This is a genomic window from Bacteroides sp. RTP31139st1_H2_RTP31139_211217, from assembly GCF_040227615.1.
GTDB lineage: Bacteria > Bacteroidota > Bacteroidia > Bacteroidales > Bacteroidaceae > Bacteroides > Bacteroides uniformis.
Map to the genome: position 1 here is coordinate 22,910 of NZ_JBCNZM010000017.1, position 15,327 is coordinate 38,236.

At 49.4% G+C, this 15,327-nt stretch carries 24 protein-coding genes; 14 read left to right on the plus strand and 10 right to left on the minus strand.

Translation table 11 applies throughout. The features are described 5' to 3' along the window. The first annotated feature begins 19 nt into the window (after nucleotides 1-19). From ABUA47_RS04415 to ABUA47_RS04470, 12 genes are all read left to right on the plus strand, one after another. Nucleotides 20-400, plus strand: coding sequence for a DUF3876 domain-containing protein (locus ABUA47_RS04415; protein ID WP_004291516.1), 381 nt, complete (start codon nucleotides 20-22; stop codon nucleotides 398-400). 23 nt (nucleotides 401-423) lie between these two features. Next, nucleotides 424-1,053: a DUF4141 domain-containing protein gene (locus tag ABUA47_RS04420; protein ID WP_004304283.1), complete on the plus strand. Its 630-nt coding sequence runs from the start codon at nucleotides 424-426 to the stop codon at nucleotides 1,051-1,053. A 3-nt stretch (nucleotides 1,054-1,056) separates the two neighbouring features. Continuing rightward, nucleotides 1,057-2,061, plus strand: coding sequence for a conjugative transposon protein TraJ (gene traJ, locus ABUA47_RS04425; protein WP_004291518.1), 1,005 nt, complete (start codon nucleotides 1,057-1,059; stop codon nucleotides 2,059-2,061). A gap of 31 nt (nucleotides 2,062-2,092) precedes the next feature. Beyond that, a complete protein-coding gene (gene traK / locus ABUA47_RS04430; protein WP_004291519.1) occupies nucleotides 2,093-2,716 on the plus strand; it encodes a conjugative transposon protein TraK in 624 nt (207 codons plus the stop codon). Nucleotides 2,717-2,722: 6 nt separating this feature from the next. After that, nucleotides 2,723-3,031 (plus strand): TraL conjugative transposon family protein, encoded by a 309-nt coding sequence (locus ABUA47_RS04435; protein ID WP_004291520.1) that lies wholly within the window; start codon nucleotides 2,723-2,725, stop codon nucleotides 3,029-3,031. Further along, nucleotides 3,012-4,364: a conjugative transposon protein TraM gene (traM, locus tag ABUA47_RS04440; protein ID WP_004291521.1), complete on the plus strand. Its 1,353-nt coding sequence runs from the start codon at nucleotides 3,012-3,014 to the stop codon at nucleotides 4,362-4,364. Before ABUA47_RS04435 ends, traM begins: the two co-directional genes overlap by 20 nt. 34 nt (nucleotides 4,365-4,398) lie before the next feature. Then, a complete protein-coding gene (traN, locus tag ABUA47_RS04445) occupies nucleotides 4,399-5,385 on the plus strand; it encodes a conjugative transposon protein TraN (RefSeq protein WP_004291522.1) in 987 nt (328 codons plus the stop codon). 2 nt (nucleotides 5,386-5,387) lie between these two features. Beyond that, nucleotides 5,388-5,963 carry a conjugal transfer protein TraO gene (locus ABUA47_RS04450; protein ID WP_004291523.1) on the plus strand — a complete coding sequence of 192 codons (576 nt, stop codon included), beginning with the start codon at nucleotides 5,388-5,390 and terminating at the stop codon, nucleotides 5,961-5,963. Between the two features lie 7 nt (nucleotides 5,964-5,970). Then, nucleotides 5,971-6,873, plus strand: coding sequence for a toprim domain-containing protein (locus ABUA47_RS04455; RefSeq protein WP_004291524.1), 903 nt, complete (start codon nucleotides 5,971-5,973; stop codon nucleotides 6,871-6,873). After that, nucleotides 6,870-7,373 (plus strand): DUF3872 domain-containing protein, encoded by a 504-nt coding sequence (locus tag ABUA47_RS04460; RefSeq protein ID WP_004291525.1) that lies wholly within the window; start codon nucleotides 6,870-6,872, stop codon nucleotides 7,371-7,373. Before ABUA47_RS04455 ends, ABUA47_RS04460 begins: the two co-directional genes overlap by 4 nt. After that, complete coding sequence (locus ABUA47_RS04465) at nucleotides 7,370-7,897, plus strand: glycoside hydrolase family protein (protein WP_004291526.1); 528 nt, start codon at nucleotides 7,370-7,372, stop codon at nucleotides 7,895-7,897. Before ABUA47_RS04460 ends, ABUA47_RS04465 begins: the two co-directional genes overlap by 4 nt. Before the next feature lie 64 nt (nucleotides 7,898-7,961). Further along, nucleotides 7,962-8,351 (plus strand): hypothetical protein, encoded by a 390-nt coding sequence (locus ABUA47_RS04470; protein ID WP_004291527.1) that lies wholly within the window; start codon nucleotides 7,962-7,964, stop codon nucleotides 8,349-8,351. A gap of 33 nt (nucleotides 8,352-8,384) precedes the next feature. Here the strand turns inward: ABUA47_RS04470 and ABUA47_RS04475 are convergent, their stop codons facing one another. The 9 genes from ABUA47_RS04475 to ABUA47_RS04515 form a co-directional block, all read right to left on the minus strand. Then, a complete protein-coding gene (locus ABUA47_RS04475) occupies nucleotides 8,385-8,693 on the minus strand; it encodes a hypothetical protein (protein WP_004304290.1) in 309 nt (102 codons plus the stop codon). Nucleotides 8,694-8,746: 53 nt separating this feature from the next. Then, entirely contained in the window at nucleotides 8,747-8,992 is a 246-nt protein-coding gene (locus ABUA47_RS04480) for a DUF6956 domain-containing protein (RefSeq protein WP_004291529.1), read from the minus strand. Beyond that, nucleotides 8,989-9,222, minus strand: coding sequence for a DUF3873 domain-containing protein (locus ABUA47_RS04485; protein WP_004304291.1), 234 nt, complete (start codon nucleotides 9,220-9,222; stop codon nucleotides 8,989-8,991). The genes ABUA47_RS04480 and ABUA47_RS04485 overlap by 4 nt, the downstream gene beginning before the upstream one ends. A gap of 19 nt (nucleotides 9,223-9,241) precedes the next feature. Further along, nucleotides 9,242-9,499, minus strand: a complete 258-nt coding sequence (locus ABUA47_RS04490) for a hypothetical protein (protein ID WP_004291531.1) — start codon at nucleotides 9,497-9,499, stop codon at nucleotides 9,242-9,244. A 24-nt stretch (nucleotides 9,500-9,523) separates the two neighbouring features. Further along, nucleotides 9,524-10,855, minus strand: a complete 1,332-nt coding sequence (locus ABUA47_RS04495; protein ID WP_004291532.1) for a PcfJ domain-containing protein — start codon at nucleotides 10,853-10,855, stop codon at nucleotides 9,524-9,526. Further along, nucleotides 10,852-11,268, minus strand: a complete 417-nt coding sequence (locus ABUA47_RS04500; protein ID WP_004291533.1) for a PcfK-like family protein — start codon at nucleotides 11,266-11,268, stop codon at nucleotides 10,852-10,854. Before ABUA47_RS04500 ends, ABUA47_RS04495 begins: the two co-directional genes overlap by 4 nt. 13 nt (nucleotides 11,269-11,281) lie before the next feature. After that, entirely contained in the window at nucleotides 11,282-11,503 is a 222-nt protein-coding gene (locus ABUA47_RS04505; protein WP_004291534.1) for a hypothetical protein, read from the minus strand. Between the two features lie 11 nt (nucleotides 11,504-11,514). After that, nucleotides 11,515-11,730, minus strand: a complete 216-nt coding sequence (locus ABUA47_RS04510) for a hypothetical protein (protein ID WP_004291535.1) — start codon at nucleotides 11,728-11,730, stop codon at nucleotides 11,515-11,517. A 161-nt stretch (nucleotides 11,731-11,891) separates the two neighbouring features. Then, complete coding sequence (locus ABUA47_RS04515) at nucleotides 11,892-12,302, minus strand: hypothetical protein (RefSeq protein WP_004291538.1); 411 nt, start codon at nucleotides 12,300-12,302, stop codon at nucleotides 11,892-11,894. 106 nt (nucleotides 12,303-12,408) lie between these two features. On the opposite strand from ABUA47_RS04515, the gene ABUA47_RS04520 reads away from it, so the two are divergent. Then, complete coding sequence (locus ABUA47_RS04520) at nucleotides 12,409-12,621, plus strand: hypothetical protein (protein WP_007567577.1); 213 nt, start codon at nucleotides 12,409-12,411, stop codon at nucleotides 12,619-12,621. Nucleotides 12,622-13,129: 508 nt separating this feature from the next. Then, the gene (locus ABUA47_RS04525; protein ID WP_225982624.1) at nucleotides 13,130-13,459 is read left to right on the plus strand and encodes an AAA family ATPase; all 330 of its coding nucleotides are present in this window, start codon (nucleotides 13,130-13,132) and stop codon (nucleotides 13,457-13,459) included. 399 nt (nucleotides 13,460-13,858) lie between these two features. Here the strand turns inward: ABUA47_RS04525 and ABUA47_RS04530 are convergent, their stop codons facing one another. Next, nucleotides 13,859-15,319 (minus strand): RagB/SusD family nutrient uptake outer membrane protein, encoded by a 1,461-nt coding sequence (locus ABUA47_RS04530; protein WP_016274185.1) that lies wholly within the window; start codon nucleotides 15,317-15,319, stop codon nucleotides 13,859-13,861. Nucleotides 15,320-15,327 lie beyond the last annotated feature (8 nt).

Here is a 15,327-nt window from a genome sequence, read left to right on the forward strand (position 1 = left end):
CCAAAAAAGAAAAACGCGTATGAATTTACCAAAAGTGAAAATGCTGCAAGTCAGCAAGTGCCTTATCGGATTGGCGGTCATGATGCTGCAATCCTGCGACGTGGCCGACAACCGCCGCGACATGCTGTGCGGGAACTGGGAGAGCGTGGAGGGAAAACCTGACGTGCTTATCTACAAGGAGGGCGAAGCCTACAAAGTGACGGTGTTCCGTCGTAGCGGTCTGCGCCGCAAGCTCAAGCCGGAAACCTATCTCTTGCAGGAGGAGAACGGCAACCTGTTCATGAACACCGGCTTCCGCATCGACGTGTCCTACAACGAGGCCACGGATGTGCTGACTTTCTCGCCAAACGGGGACTATGTGCGGGTGAAGCCGCAGCCGGGACATCCGACCGAAGAATAACAACCACTAAAATCCAAAGTAACATGAGAACAAGAATAACAATGATTATCTGCCTGTGCCTGCTTTTCGCGGGCAGGGCAAGCGCACAGTGGGTCGTAAGCGATCCGGGCAATCTAGCGCAGGGCATCATCAATGCCTCCAAAAACATCATCCATACCTCCAAGACCGCCACGAACATGGTGAGCAACTTTCAGGAGACGGTGAAAATCTATCAGCAGGGCAAGAAGTATTACGATGCCCTCAAATCGGTGAACAATCTGGTCAAGGACGCCCGCAAGGTGCAGCAGACCATCCTGATGGTGGGCGACATCACAGACATCTATGTGAACAGTTTCCAACGGATGCTCCGTGACGGGAATTTCAGACCCGAAGAGCTTTCCGCAATCGCTTTCGGCTACACGAAACTGCTGGAGGAAAGCAACGAAGTGTTGACGGAACTCAGGAACGTGGTGAACATCACCACGCTCTCCATGACCGACAAGGAGCGCATGGACGTGGTGGAACGCTGCCACTCGAAGATGAAGCGTTACCGCAACCTCGTGAGCTACTACACGAACAAGAACATCTCCGTGAGTTACCTGCGTGCGAAAAAGAAGAACGACCTCGACCGCATCATGGGGCTGTACGGGAACATGAACGAAAGATACTGGTAGCCTATGAAGTTCGACAACCTTCATCAGATTTTACGTTCACTTTATGAGCAGATGATGCCGCTGTGTGGGGACATGGCTGGTGTGGCGAAAGGCATCGCCGGGCTGGGTGCGCTGTTCTACGTCGCCTACCGGGTATGGCAGTCGCTGGCGAGAGCTGAACCGATAGACGTATTCCCGATGCTCCGTCCTTTTGCCATCGGTCTGTGCATCATGTTCTTCCCGACTGTGGTGCTGGGCACGATAAACAGCATCCTCTCACCCGTCGTACAGGGCACGGCAAAGATGCTGGAGGCGGAAACGCTGGACATGAACCGATACCGGGAGCAGAAGGACAAACTGGAATACGAGGCGATGGTACGCAACCCCGAAACCGCCTACCTCGTGTCCAACGAGGAATTTGACAAGCAACTGGAGGAACTCGGCTGGTCGCCCTCCGACATGGTGACGATGGCGGGAATGTATATCGACCGGGGAATGTACAACATGAAGAAGAGCATCCGCGACTTCTTCCGCGAGATACTCGAACTGCTGTTCCAAGCCGCCGCCCTCGTGATAGACACCGTCCGCACCTTCTTTCTCGTGGTGCTGGCGATTCTCGGTCCGATAGCCTTCGCCCTGTCGGTATGGGACGGTTTCCAAAACACGCTCACGCAGTGGATATGCCGCTATATACAGGTCTATCTGTGGCTACCGGTATCGGACATGTTCAGCACCATACTGGCGAAGATACAGGTTCTGATGCTGCAAAACGACATCGAGCGGATGCAGGCAGACCCGAACTTCTCGCTGGATTCGAGCGACGGGGTGTATATCGTATTCCTCTGCATCGGCATCATCGGCTACTTTACCATTCCCACCGTTGCGGGCTGGATTATCCAAGCCGGAGGCATGGGCGGTTACGGTCGCAACGTGAACCAGATGGCGGGACGAGCCGGAAGCATGGCGGGCAGCGTGGCGGGTGCAGCCGCAGGAAACGCAGTCGGACGTGTCGGCAAATTGCTGAAATAATCAATGTGCAATCATAAATTGGAAAATATAAATGGAATTCAAATCACTTAGAAACATCGAATCGTCGTTCAGGCAGATACGCCTGTTCGGTATCGTCTTCCTCTCGCTGTGCGCCGTGGTGACGGTGTGGAGCGTGTGGAACTCCTACCGTTTCGCAGAGAAGCAACGGGAGAAAATCTATGTGCTGGACAACGGCAAGAGCCTGATGCTCGCCTTGTCTCAGGATTTGTCGCAGAACCGCCCGGCGGAGGCACGGGAACATGTGCGCCGTTTCCACGAGATGTTCTTCACGCTATCACCTGAAAAAAGCGCGATTGAACACAACGTGAAACGTGCCTTGCTGCTGGCGGACAAGAGCGTGTACCACTATTATTCGGACTTCGCGGAGAAGGGGTACTACAACCGCATCATCGCCGGGAACATCAACCAAGTGCTGAAGGTGGACAGCGTGGTGTGCGACTTCAACGCCTATCCCTACCGTGCCGTGACCTACGCCACACAGAAAATCATCCGGCAGAGCAACGTCACCGAGCGCAGCCTCGTGACCACCTGCCGCCTGCTGAACGCATCGCGGTCGGATGACAACCCGAACGGTTTTACCATCGAGGGTTTCACCATCATTGAGAACAAGGATTTACAGACTATCAAACGGTAACAGGACATGAAAAGTATCAGAAAATCAATGTGGGGCATGTATTGGAAACTCCACGACAAACGGAAACGCTTGGCGGCAAGTCTCAAAGGGTATCTGGACGGCTTGCCGCCGGAAACACGCCGCCGCATCGTGCTGGGGATGTTCGCCGCCTTCGCGGTGCTTGCCCTTTACACCTTCGGCAGAGCCGTCTATGACATCGGCAGGAACGACGGCTCACATATGGAAACGGGACACGCCGGACGGGTGGAACTGCCGACCCCGGCGGAAACAGGCAATCACTTAACACCTTATTTATATGGAACAGACAAAGAATGAACCGACGAAAGAGAACAAAGCTGCTCCCGAAACGGGGAAACCGAAAAAGGAGCGCGAACCGCTGACAGAGGCGCAACGGCTGAAACGGCAGAAGATGATCGTGCTGCCCGCTATGGTGTTGGTGTTCATCGGGGCGATGTGGCTGATATTCGCCCCGTCCTCCGGCAAGGAGCAACCGCCGGGAACGGACGGATACAACACCGAGATGCCCGACGCTGACAAGGCGAACCGGCAGATTATCGGCGACAAGCTGAAAGCCTACGAGCATGGGGAGATGGAAGAGCGTCAGGAGAGCCGCAACCGTGCCATCGGGCAGCTGGGCGACATGTTCGACCGCGAGATAGCGGGAACGGAGAACGGAGTGGACTTCGACCTCGCCAATCCGGGCGGCAAGGAAGAAAGGGCAAAGCCAGCCACGCCGCAGACCATCCAGTCCTCCGCAGCCGCCTACCGTGACCTGAACGCCACGCTCGGAAACTTCTACGACCAGCCGAAAAACGACAATGCGGAGATGGACGAATTGTTGGAGCGCATCGCATCGCTGGAGTCGGAACTGGAAAGCGAGAGGGGCAAGGCTTCCTCTATGGACGAGCAGGTGGCTCTTATGGAGAAGTCCTACGAGCTGGCGGCAAAGTACATGGGCGGTCAGAACGGAGGACAGCCATCGGCGGAACAGAGGGCAGAGCCAACTACCGTGCAGAAAGGGAAGAAGAACAAGGCAATGCCTATCAGACAGGTGGAGCATCAAGTAGTTTCTTCACTCTCACAGCCTATGAGTAACGCGGAGTTTGTCGCCGCCTTATCGCAGGAACGCAACCGGGGTTTCAACACGGCTGTCGGCACGGCGGAGGTATTGGACAGGAACACCATACCGGCGTGCGTGCATGGGGCGCAGAGCGTGACGGACGGGCAGACGGTAAGGCTGCGCCTGCTGGAGCCTATGGCGGTGGCAGGCAGGACAATACCCCGGGGTGCGGTGGTGGTCGGCACGGGCAAGATACAGGGTGAGCGGCTCGACATCGAGATTACCTCGCTGGAATACGACGGCACGATTATCCCCGTGGAGCTTGCGGTCTATGACACGGACGGACAGCCCGGCATCTTCATCCCGAACTCGATGGAGATGAACGCCGTCCGGGAGGTCGCCGCCAACATGGGCGGCTCGCTGGGAAGCAGCATCAACATCTCCACCAATGCCGGGGCGCAGCTCGCCTCCGACTTGGGCAAGGGGCTGATACAAGGCACGAGCCAGTACATCGCCAAAAAGATGCGAACCGTCAAGGTGCATCTGAAAGCCGGGTACAGGGTCATGCTTTACCAAGAAAAATATTGAAAACAATAAAAATTACCACTAAAATCCAAAAGTAATGAGAAAAGTAATCATCATGTTTGCCCTCGCTATGGGCATCATAACTGCCAACGCGCAGGAGAATGTAACCGTTGAAACGACCAACGGAAGTGAACAACCGACCTTGACGAAGGAGGTCTATCCGCAGAAGGAGGCGGACGGCGACCTATATCACGGGCTGTCACGCAAGCTGACCTTCGACCGCATGATACCGCCGCACGGTCTGGAAGTGACCTACGACAAGACCGTCCACGTCATTTTTCCGGCGGAGGTGCGCTATGTCGATTTAGGCTCGCCCGACCTGATTGCCGGGAAAGCCGACGGAGCGGAGAACATCATCCGTGTGAAGGCTACCGTAAGGAATTTTCCCAACGAAACGAATATGTCCGTCATCACGGAGGACGGCAGTTTCTACACCTTCAACGTGAAGTACGCCGCCGAACCGCTGTTGCTCAACGTGGAGATGTGCGACTTCATCCATGACGGCAGCACGGTGAACCGCCCGAACAACGCGCAGGAAATCTATCTGAAAGAGCTGGGCAGCGAAAGCCCGATGCTGGTGCGCCTTATCATGAAGTCCATCCACAAACAGAACAAGCGCGAGGTGAAGCATATCGGCTGCAAGCGTTTCGGCATCCAATACCTGTTGAAAGGCATCTACACGCACAACGGCTTGCTTTATTTCCACACGGAGATAAAGAACCAGAGCAACGTGCCTTTCGATGTGGACTACATCACTTGGAAAATCGTGGACAAGAAGGTTGCGAAGCGTACTGCCGTGCAGGAGCAGATTATTCTGCCGCTCCGCGCGCAGAACTACGCCACCCTCGTGCCGGGCAAAAAGAGCGAGCGCACGGTCTTCACGATGGCGAAGTTCACCATCCCCGATGACAAGTGCCTCGTGGTGGAATTGAACGAGAAGAACGGCGGCCGTCACCAGTCCTTCGTGATTGAGAACGAGGATTTGGTACGCGCGGGTACCATCAACGAACTTCAAGTACGCTGACCATGAGAAAGTACATCGCAATAATCATCGCGTCGCTTGCCCTTTTTACAGGGCAGGCGCACGCCCAGCGGTGTCTGCCGAAGATGCAGGGCATCGAGGTGAGGGCGGACATGGCGGACGGCTTCAATCTCGGCGGCAAGGACGGCGGGTACAGCTTCGGGGCGGCTCTCTCCACCTACACGAAGAAGGGGAACAAGTGGGTGTTCGGTGGCGAATACCTGTTGAAGAACAATCCCTACAAGGACACCAAGATACCCGTGGCGCAGTTCACGGCGGAGGGCGGCTATTACTTCAAGATACTGTCGGACGCCCGAAAGATTGTTTTCGTCTATGCCGGGGCTTCGGCTCTCGCCGGATATGAGGCGGTAAATTGGGGGAAGAAGGTGCTGCATGACGGCTCCACGCTGCACGACCGGGACGCCTTCATCTACGGCGGTGCGCTGACGCTCGATGTGGAGTGTTACGTGGCAGACCGTATCGCCCTGCTTGCCAACCTGCGGGAGCGTTGCCTTTGGGGTGGCGACACACGGAAGTTCCACACGCAGTTCGGGGTCGGTATCAAGTTCATCATCAACTGACACGGGCATGGAAAGGACGGAAATAGATGCTGTCAGAAGGATGCCGCTTGCGGATTTTCTCGCACGGCTGGGGCATGAGCCTGTCAGAAGGAGCGGTAACGAGCTGTGGTATCTTGCCCCGTACAGGGGCGAGCGCACATCCTCTTTCCGTGTGAACGTGGCGAAACAGCTCTGGTACGACTTCGGTTTGGGCAAGGGCGGCGACATCTTCACGCTTGCCGGGGAGTTTCTGCAAAGCGATGACTTCATGAAGCAAGCGAAGTTCATAGCGGAAGCCGCCAATATGACGGTTGCCGGATGGGAAAAGCCCGTCTATCTCTCGAAGCCGACCGAATCCGTTTTTGAGGATGTGGAGGTCGCTCCGCTGCTCCGCTCACTGCTGACGGAGTATTTAGAGGAACGGGGCATCCCTTACGCCATCGCATCCCGTCACTGCTGCCGCTTGAACTACGGTGTGCGTGGGAAACGGTATTTTGCCGTTGGCTTTCCGAACATGGCAGGTGGCTATGAAGTCAGAAGCCGATATTTCAAGGGTTGCATACCTCCGAAGTCTGTATCACTGGTAAAGGCGAATGACATCCCGGCTGACGAGTGCCTCGTGTTCGAGGGCTTCATGGACTTTCTCTCTGCCGTGACGCTTGGTGTAACCGGTAACGCTGACTGTCTTGTGCTGAACTCAGTCGCCAACGTGGAGAAGGCGGCGGGATTGCTGGACGGATACGGGCGCATCGGCTGCTTCCTCGACCGTGACGAAGCCGGACGGCGGACGCTTGCCGCACTTACCATGCGATACGGGGAACGTGTCACCGACCGTTCCTCCCTCTATGACGGTTGCAAGGACTTGAACGAGTACCTGCAACTGACAACGAAAAAACAGAAAAACAACCATCTAAAAATCGAAGAACAATGAACATACTGAACAACAGAAACAAGAGAACATCAATATTCAAGGCAGTGGCGTTATGCCTGATAGCCGCCATGTCATTCACCCTCGTGTCATGTGACGATGACATGGACATCCAGCAGTCCTATCCCTTCACGGTGGAGGTCATGCCCGTGCCGAACAAGGTAGTAAAGGGGCAGACAGTGGAAATCCGCTGTGAACTGAAAAAGGAGGGCGACTTTTCGGGTACGCTCTATACCATCCGCTATTTCCAGTTCGAGGGGGAAGGCTCGCTCAAAATGGATAACGGCATCACCTTCCTGCCTAACGACCGCTACCTGCTGGAGAACGAAAAATTCCGCCTGTACTACACGGCGGCGGGTGATGAGGCGCATAATTTCATCGTGGTGGTGGAGGATAACTTTAGCAACTCCTACGAACTGGAATTTGACTTCAACAACAGGAATGTAAAGGACGACGATCTTACCATCGTTCCCATCGGCAACTTCAGCCCCTTGTTGAAATGATGCGTGTATTCATGACAATGCTCTGTTCACTTCTGACGGTCTGTTCTGTGTCCGCGCAGATCAGCCGCCAAGAGGGAACGGACGGGCAGGCGGCAATCTACCGACTGCCGCTTATGGAACGTGCTTTTTTATGCTGCCGCTACTTTGAAGGCTGGCACTCAGAAAAACACTACCCATACGTCGGTTGGGGTCACAAACTTTTGCCAAACGAGAAGTATTCGGCACGAACCATGACAAAACGGGATGCGGATGAACTTTTGCGGAAAGACCTGCGCAAATTTGTCGCCATGTTCCGTAAATTCGGGGTTGATTCGATTTTGCTTGGCACGTTAGCTTACAATGTGGGACCGGCGAAGCTGTTAGGCAGCAAAACAATCCCCAAAAGCACCTTAATCAAGAAGCTGGAAGCTGGTGACAGGAACATCTACCGTGAGTATATAGCCTTCTGCAACTACAAAGGAAAACGCCACGCCATGCTGCTCAAACGGAGAAAGGCGGAGTTTGCGCTGTTGTATATCCCATAAAAGGACTGACAAAACTGGCAAAAGACGTGCCATATTTAACTTGGCACGTCTTTTGCTCTATCACTTGATAGATTATCGTAGGATTTTCTCGTTAATTGACATCGTTGAGCCATTTTTGCCTATCGGTTTCCAAATAACACTTCAAGTTGTAAGTGTTGTGAGAGCAATACAAAACATAGTTATTAACCATAAAAAGTATAGCGAAATTATGAAGAAAGTATTTAGGAAAATTCAGAAAGGAACAACAAAAATGATTGAACGTATCAAATCGTTGGGGGAAATGGAGACGAAGCAGAAATGTGTAGTTCAACGGTTCGAGATTATCATTCCCCTCCACCAAAAAATAACGACCCAATATATAGCCTCCGCAAGTTTTACTTGCGGATTTTTTAGTTATCGCAGATTGGACAAAGGTTTCTTTGCTACTTTCTTTGTCCGCCATCATGCTCACTGAAAGAAAGTAGGGCGGCTCTCGCCGCCCCGCCACTCAAAAGCGTGTGTAAAGTCCCGTCACCATCGTGAACATTTCCTCCAGCATATCAAAATAGATACCCTCGTGTACGGCAATGTCCTTTGTCTTGCACTCAAAGGTCTTTTTGCTGAACGTCCTGCGGTAGAAGCGCATATTGTAGAGGTCTGCCCCTTCGTCATAGATGATGTCAAGGCGGTTGGCACTTGTTTTGTTCCTTGCAAGGCTCATCCGTAAGCCGTTGCCCATATCTATGAAATCACGGCTACCTGTCATGGCGGTGAAGCGTTTTCCGCCTATCTGCTGTAATATCGTCTTGGCTATCATATCTTTTGTTTTTAGGGTTTTAAGTATTGGCGGTGCGGACACCGCCATCCCGTTCAAAATTCTCGCATTTCGGAAATGGGGGTCTGCCGTTGTAGCCACTCTTTCACACATTCCATATTGTACTCGCTCGTGATGACTGCCGTATGGCTGTCGGTGGCGGTGAAACGTGTGCTTTCGTAATCATCTATCCACCCCTTGAGGGTGTCCGTTCCCCACGCTCCGGTATCGTCAAAGATACCGTCCAATGCCGTGATAGGTTCGCTGAACTTGACTATCAGCGTTTGATAGGTCGTGTTCATAGTCTGTCCTCCTTTCCCTTCTTTGCGTTCAGCCACTTGTCCCGTGCGGCTCGGCACTCGTCCAACGTGGGTTTGACACAAGAGAACAATTCTCTGTCTATGGGGTGGCGGTAGTCGTACTGCACAAGTGTCCGCCTGCGTCTTCCGATACCCGATTGGAAACGCTCGTATTTCTCCGTACCTGCTTCCGCGCAGGTGCTTACTCCGTTGATGGTCATTCGTGTTGTCATAATGTTGCTTTTTAGATGGTTAAAAATGTACTGACAGAACTCTGTTCTTCATCACCATTTCGGGGTTGCTTGTGTAGCGTTGGTGCAGGTAGAAATGGTGTGAGCCGAAGCCGTAAAGGAAAAACTTGTCAAGTTCGTGCTTCTCGGCAAACTCCTTTACGCTCTTTCTCAATTCCCCCTCACTCGTTGTGAGAGTGAGGAGGTTCACAAATTCAAGGAACATCGTGGGGATTGCATCATCCCACACACAAATCATACTTTCAATTCTTACTTCCATATCAATGTTGTTTTAGGGGTTATGCTATGCCGCTTTCATCCGCTCACGGATAAGGTTGGCGTTCTTGTTCACAAGGTCTATGATGCGCTCGTGATATTCGGTGTCCTGGTTGTGCTTGCCGTGGCACTGCACCACTTCGAGGGTTCGCAAGTCCACCTCTACGGTTTCAATAATCTCATCGCCAATCCTTGCCGATAGTATGAGGGTGTCGGCTTTCTTGTAGTATCCACTGCCAAACACGCAGATGCCCTGCGTCTTGCCCTCGTTGTAATACTCGTCTATGCTTTCAAGCACCTTGACGATTATTTCCTCGTCCGTGATTACCAAGCCGAAGAATTTGGATTTGTTGGCGATGAAATCCTCCGCATCTTTCTTTCGTTGGAGTTGTCGCTGTTGCTCACGCTCACGCCTTTCAATCTCCCAACGGCGTTGCTCTGCGGCTCTTTCCTTCTCGTGTATGGCTTCAATTTTTCGGGTTGCGTTGTCGTGTGCCGCCATGAAATCTTCGGGACAGATGTTCTTCGGGTTACGGAGGTCTTGACCGAGTTTTTTGAGCATACGCAGATAGTCGCACCACATTGAGAGGTTGTCTATCTGATACTTGTGACGCTTGGCAATCAGATATGATGCCCAACATTCATCGGCAGTACGGGTATTGAAAAGAAAGTGTTTCATGACCTCAATCTCACCGCCTTTCATAAGGGTTTCAATTCTTGGGTCTGAAAGCAAGGCTTTGAAAAGACGCACGGGGGAGATGCCGTGGAAATCGCCCTTGAAGCCGTTACGTCTGAGTTGGGGCAATATCCTCATCTTTGGATATGCACAGCTTCTTGCCACCACATCATCGTATAGGCTGTTGTGCGGTCTTACCTCCATATCGCTGCCTAATGCCCACACATCGCAATAGCAGAAAAGGAAGCCACGGAGCAACGCCATGTCCGTAACCTTGCCGTCGGGTGAAATCCAACGCTGCACGACCTCGTGGCAGTAGAAACGCATCGGTTCGCCTTTCCTGCTCTCGCATCTGACCTGCGCCACGCGGATTACCTGATACCCTTTGCAGGTGGTTATCACGCTGAAATTCTGCGTTTCCTTGTAGATGCGTCTGCGTGTGTCCTGCACTTTGAGTTCGGCATGGCATTTGGGGCAGGTGCAGCCTTCAAGGGTGTCGCATAGTCCGCTGTCGCTGTGCCACTCGTGACCGCAGTCGGAACAGGTGATGTTCCCTTTCTTGGTGCGGTAGCCGATATGCTCAACGCAGTGGCGGTATGCCCAATCTATTTGTGTCGCTGATATGGGGCGAAGGTTGGCGGAAAGTCTTGCCACCTCTTTCTGTATCTTGGTCTTCGGTTTCATAAGCCTAAATCAAATAATGAGGGTTGGGGTTGGTTTTCTTTTCTCGCTGACGGTCTGTGGCGGTTCTGCAACTTGCGGAGTTCCTCCTCTTGGTATTTGCGGACAGCGTTCTGACGTGCCTCCGCCTTTTCCTCTGCCGTGAGTTTCACAACGTGGTTCACAACCACTTGGCAGTCCATCGGTTTGCCCACCTCTATCTCGTTTTCCTCATAGTAGTGGATGGCTTGCCCGAATATCTCTCCGTCCGTGAAACCGTTGCAACCGCTTTTCTGCACATAGTTCAGAATGTGGGTCACGCACTCGTCCATGTTCTTGGCAGGGTTGCGGTACTTCTTTGCAAATAGCGCATCTTCCTCCGCACGCTGTTCCAAGTACATATATATCGTTCTCTTGAAATGGTCTGTTCCTTTCATATCGCTGTCATTTTTAGATTATCTGTTTCAGTATCTCTCTCCAATAGGTCGGCTCTACCTCGCTGAGAAGGAAGTCCATGAAATCCCTCCGTGCGTCCTTGTTCAGTTCGTGGTACAATCTTCGGAAAGTTTCAAAATTGCCGTTGATGTACGTTTCCACCATATACACGAAGATGTTGTCCACCTCGTAATATCTGCACTGCTGCGCTGCCGTCTTGCTGTTTCTTTTTGCCATGTCGGTAAGGGTTAAAGGGTGAATAACCAAAGGATGAAGCCAAAGAAGGCAATGGTGGAAAGGATAGCCACGATTACACCTATCGCCACTCGGAACACTCCGTTTACAATCTCTCTGATGATGCCCCAAAGGATGCCGAACACCCCGAAGGCGGTGCGCATCATCAAGCCGCATATCGCCAACCCGATGTGTTGCGCCATTTGTCTGAAATTTGCCGTTGCCGTCATATCTTCGCTGTTTTTGATTTTTTTGTTTTTAATGCGGATTCAAGAGCTGAGGGAGTTGAGTTTCAAACTATCTTATCTGCCTCTCGTTTATCCGACATTTTTTTTATGCGTCTTTCTGTCGCATCGGTCGTTTTCGTTTCGGGTGCTTGAAAAGGTAGGGATTAGGGAATGCAAGGTTTTTCGGTCAAAATACTACCCGCAGGGCTGGAGATTTTTACCGAAAACAGGAGGCTTGACCTTGCTTTCCCGTCCAATCCCGGAATTACCTTTGCGCCCAGAACGAAAATGACTGACTGATGCGGCTTACTGAAAGGCGCAAAATGGAGGTAAACGAAAACAGAGGCAGATTGTGTAGAAAAAAACTTCAGGGGAAAATCCGTAAAAAAAAGAATCACCAAAAGGAAAAAGACATCACCGGAAGCGTGAAAAGGGCAAACCACAACAAAGGAAGTATGATTGTTTCCGATCCGACGGAACTTGTTCAGCCGGGTGGCAACAATCATTCTTCCCGGTTTGTCCGGCTGTGTGTGGGCGCCTGTTTCATTCATGGGGCAGGCTGACACACTCTGCATTCACTTTCCGCTTCCGGCAAAAGAGACAGCGAAAAAAGAAAAATCATTTGAAAACCCGTAAAAGCACCTCTTGGCATAGGCGCAAAAGAAAGGGGCATTGCTTCATCTGTCTAAACATCGTTTAGGCGTGAGGCAATGCCCTTTTCTCCAGCTATGCGGTAGTCGGCACACGTTTGTTCCAAACTCGTTTTGGGCAATGGTGTGCCGACGGACAATACCGCTTTTACGGAAAATTCTTATGAATGAGGGGATAAAAAACGGGAGTTTATATCAAAATCTCGAATTAAATAGCTACTTTTGCATACGAAGAGTTCTTTGAAGGTTACGCAACGCGCAGAAGGATAATGCAGTAGATAACTAACTAAATCGTAACCTATTACTATCAAGAGCAATTAACCTACGCTCATTTCCAATAAATTACACTCTTTTCGTAACTTCATTCTGCAAACATACAATATTTTTATAAGATTATGGATAATTGATAGTTATTGTTTTTTAAAAGTTGATTGTTGTTGCGAGAGTCTAGAATAAAAAATGAGGTTGTGCAGTTCACATTTTGACAACCTCTATCAAAAACACTTTATTTTCCAAACAACTCCGGTGGAATTATTCCCTTCCAAGGTTTAACTCATCGTTGTAATCTGTTTCATTCAGATGCTGTTCATAATTTAATTTGCAATTCCATATAAAAAATAGGTTCCTTTGTTACAAAACTTTCTATTGGCAATCGAAAGTTTCTCTATTTATATCATATTTTTTTGTATATTAGCAATATATATAAAGAGAGGAAGATTGTGTGGATAAAAGTCTATTACGCTAAGTTATTTATGAGCAGAGAAACGAGCAAGGTGTTTGTTGCCGGCAGTAATGCCAATCTACTTAGTAAAGAGTTGGGCACTTTTCTTACTGGCAGATATGTCACTATGGAACTTTATCCTTTTTCTTTCCATGAATTCCTGAAACTAAAGCAAGTAGCAATAAAACAAGATACATTTTATGCTGCAGAAGGCAAGGTGCTACTCCTTAGTGAAATACAAAAATACCTAGGAATAGGAAACTTTCCTCAATACATTCAGTCAGATAATGATAACTACTTGCTTTCACTCTATACCGACATCATTTATAAGGATGTAGTGGCGAAACAAGATAAGCAATGAAAGGCAGCTTGGAGAGATGATGTATTATTTGGCAAGTAACGCTACTCATCGCTTTGCGTACAATTCTGTAACTAAGGCTGTCGATGTTAAAAGTCCGGACACGATAAAATCATATATAGGATTTGTGGAAGATACTTACTTGGTACGACAACTATCAATTATCTAAAGGCATAATTATTACTTTGGAAGACGAGGAAGAAATAACCGTTAATCCCCGGCAACAGATTTCTATACGTCCTATTTGGAAATGATTGTTGCAGAAATAAAGTGGAAAAGATAGAATAACAAAAGCCGCTTACTTCACAGTGAACGGCTTTTAAAACACTTTATTTAGAAAACACCCTATCAAATAGAGATGTTTTGAAAGTTCATAAATCAGATATACTCCTTCTTACAGACTTATTTATAAGCAGGATTCTGATCATTATTTGTCAGTTCTCCATTAGCATCAATCTCTGCTTGCGGAATAGGTAATTCAAATCTATCAGAGCCAGCAGGAAGGTCTAATTGACTAGTCCACAAATCGTGTCCGTCAACTCCAGTTCTTGTCAATGCCAAACCTCTACGTTTCATGTCGAATAGGCGATGTCCCTCTGCAAATAATTCACGCCTTCTTTCTTGTTGTATCTCATCTGCTAAACCGGCATCCGTTCCACTATATTTATCCAATCCACGAGCTATCCGAACAACATTTAATGCTTCTTTAGCCACATCATAATGCTGTTTGTCAGCAGCTAATTCAGCAATAATAAGATACATCTCAGAACCACGCAGCATATTGAAAGAGCCTTGTCCCATTTCATTGTTACGACTATGAATCTTTGTTGTCAAGTATCCTGTTTCACTGATATAATCGTTTGTTTCAGAATCTTTCGGGAACTGAGTTTTGCGTATATCTTTATCTTCCATTAGATTAATCAAAGCCTTTGAAACTCGTAATGAGCTATAACCAATAACAGCATCTTCATAATCATCTCCACACAAATACCAGAAAGAGGGTAATGAAAGATAGAATTGATTATCATCAGTTGGACATTCGAAAGCCCAAAGTGTTTCTGAGTTAACTTCACAGAAATCAGCTGTGTAAACTGCCGTATTCATCAAATTAACACCTTTCAATGCAGCATTGGCATGTTTGATGCCATTTGTTTCATCACCTAAATCCAAATACAAACGTGCAAGAATTCCATGAGCAGCATTCGCACCGATATATGCCTTGGATGAAGAAGAATGCTGGTCCAACAATCCACATGCTTTTTCCATGTCAACGACAAGTTGATTATAAACATCTTTTACCGTAGCACGAGGAAGGTCTTCTGTTCCAGAAGAAATACGTAAAATTATGCTCGGATTATCCGGGTACTTGTTCACAGGTTTGGCATACATTCTTACTAAGAAATGATAAGTATAAGCTCTTAGAGATAGCGCTTCACCTTCAATTCTGTTACGCTCTGCACTTTCTGCCAGGTTTCCGATATTATCCAAAATGGCATTCGTATTATCTATGATACTGTAACATCCCTTCCACGGGTCATCAGTATAGGTACTTCCTGGAGAAACTGTATATTGATAAGGAGACACAAAACGTCCATAATTGTAGTTGGGGTCAGGTGTCACCAATGCGTCATCTCCCATAATGTCAGGCAAGAAGAAAATATATTGGTTGGTCATATGAGCCAACCAGCCATTGGTCAACCAGTCATAAGCACCGGTCAACACTTGCTGCGCACCGTCTATCGTAGTAAAGGTGTTAGAATCGGACATTTGGTCCGAAGAAGTAGTATCCAAAAAATCATCACCGCAATTTGCTAAGCTAAGACCTATTGCAAGTGCTATTATAGTTTGCTTTATTCTATTCATCGTAATCT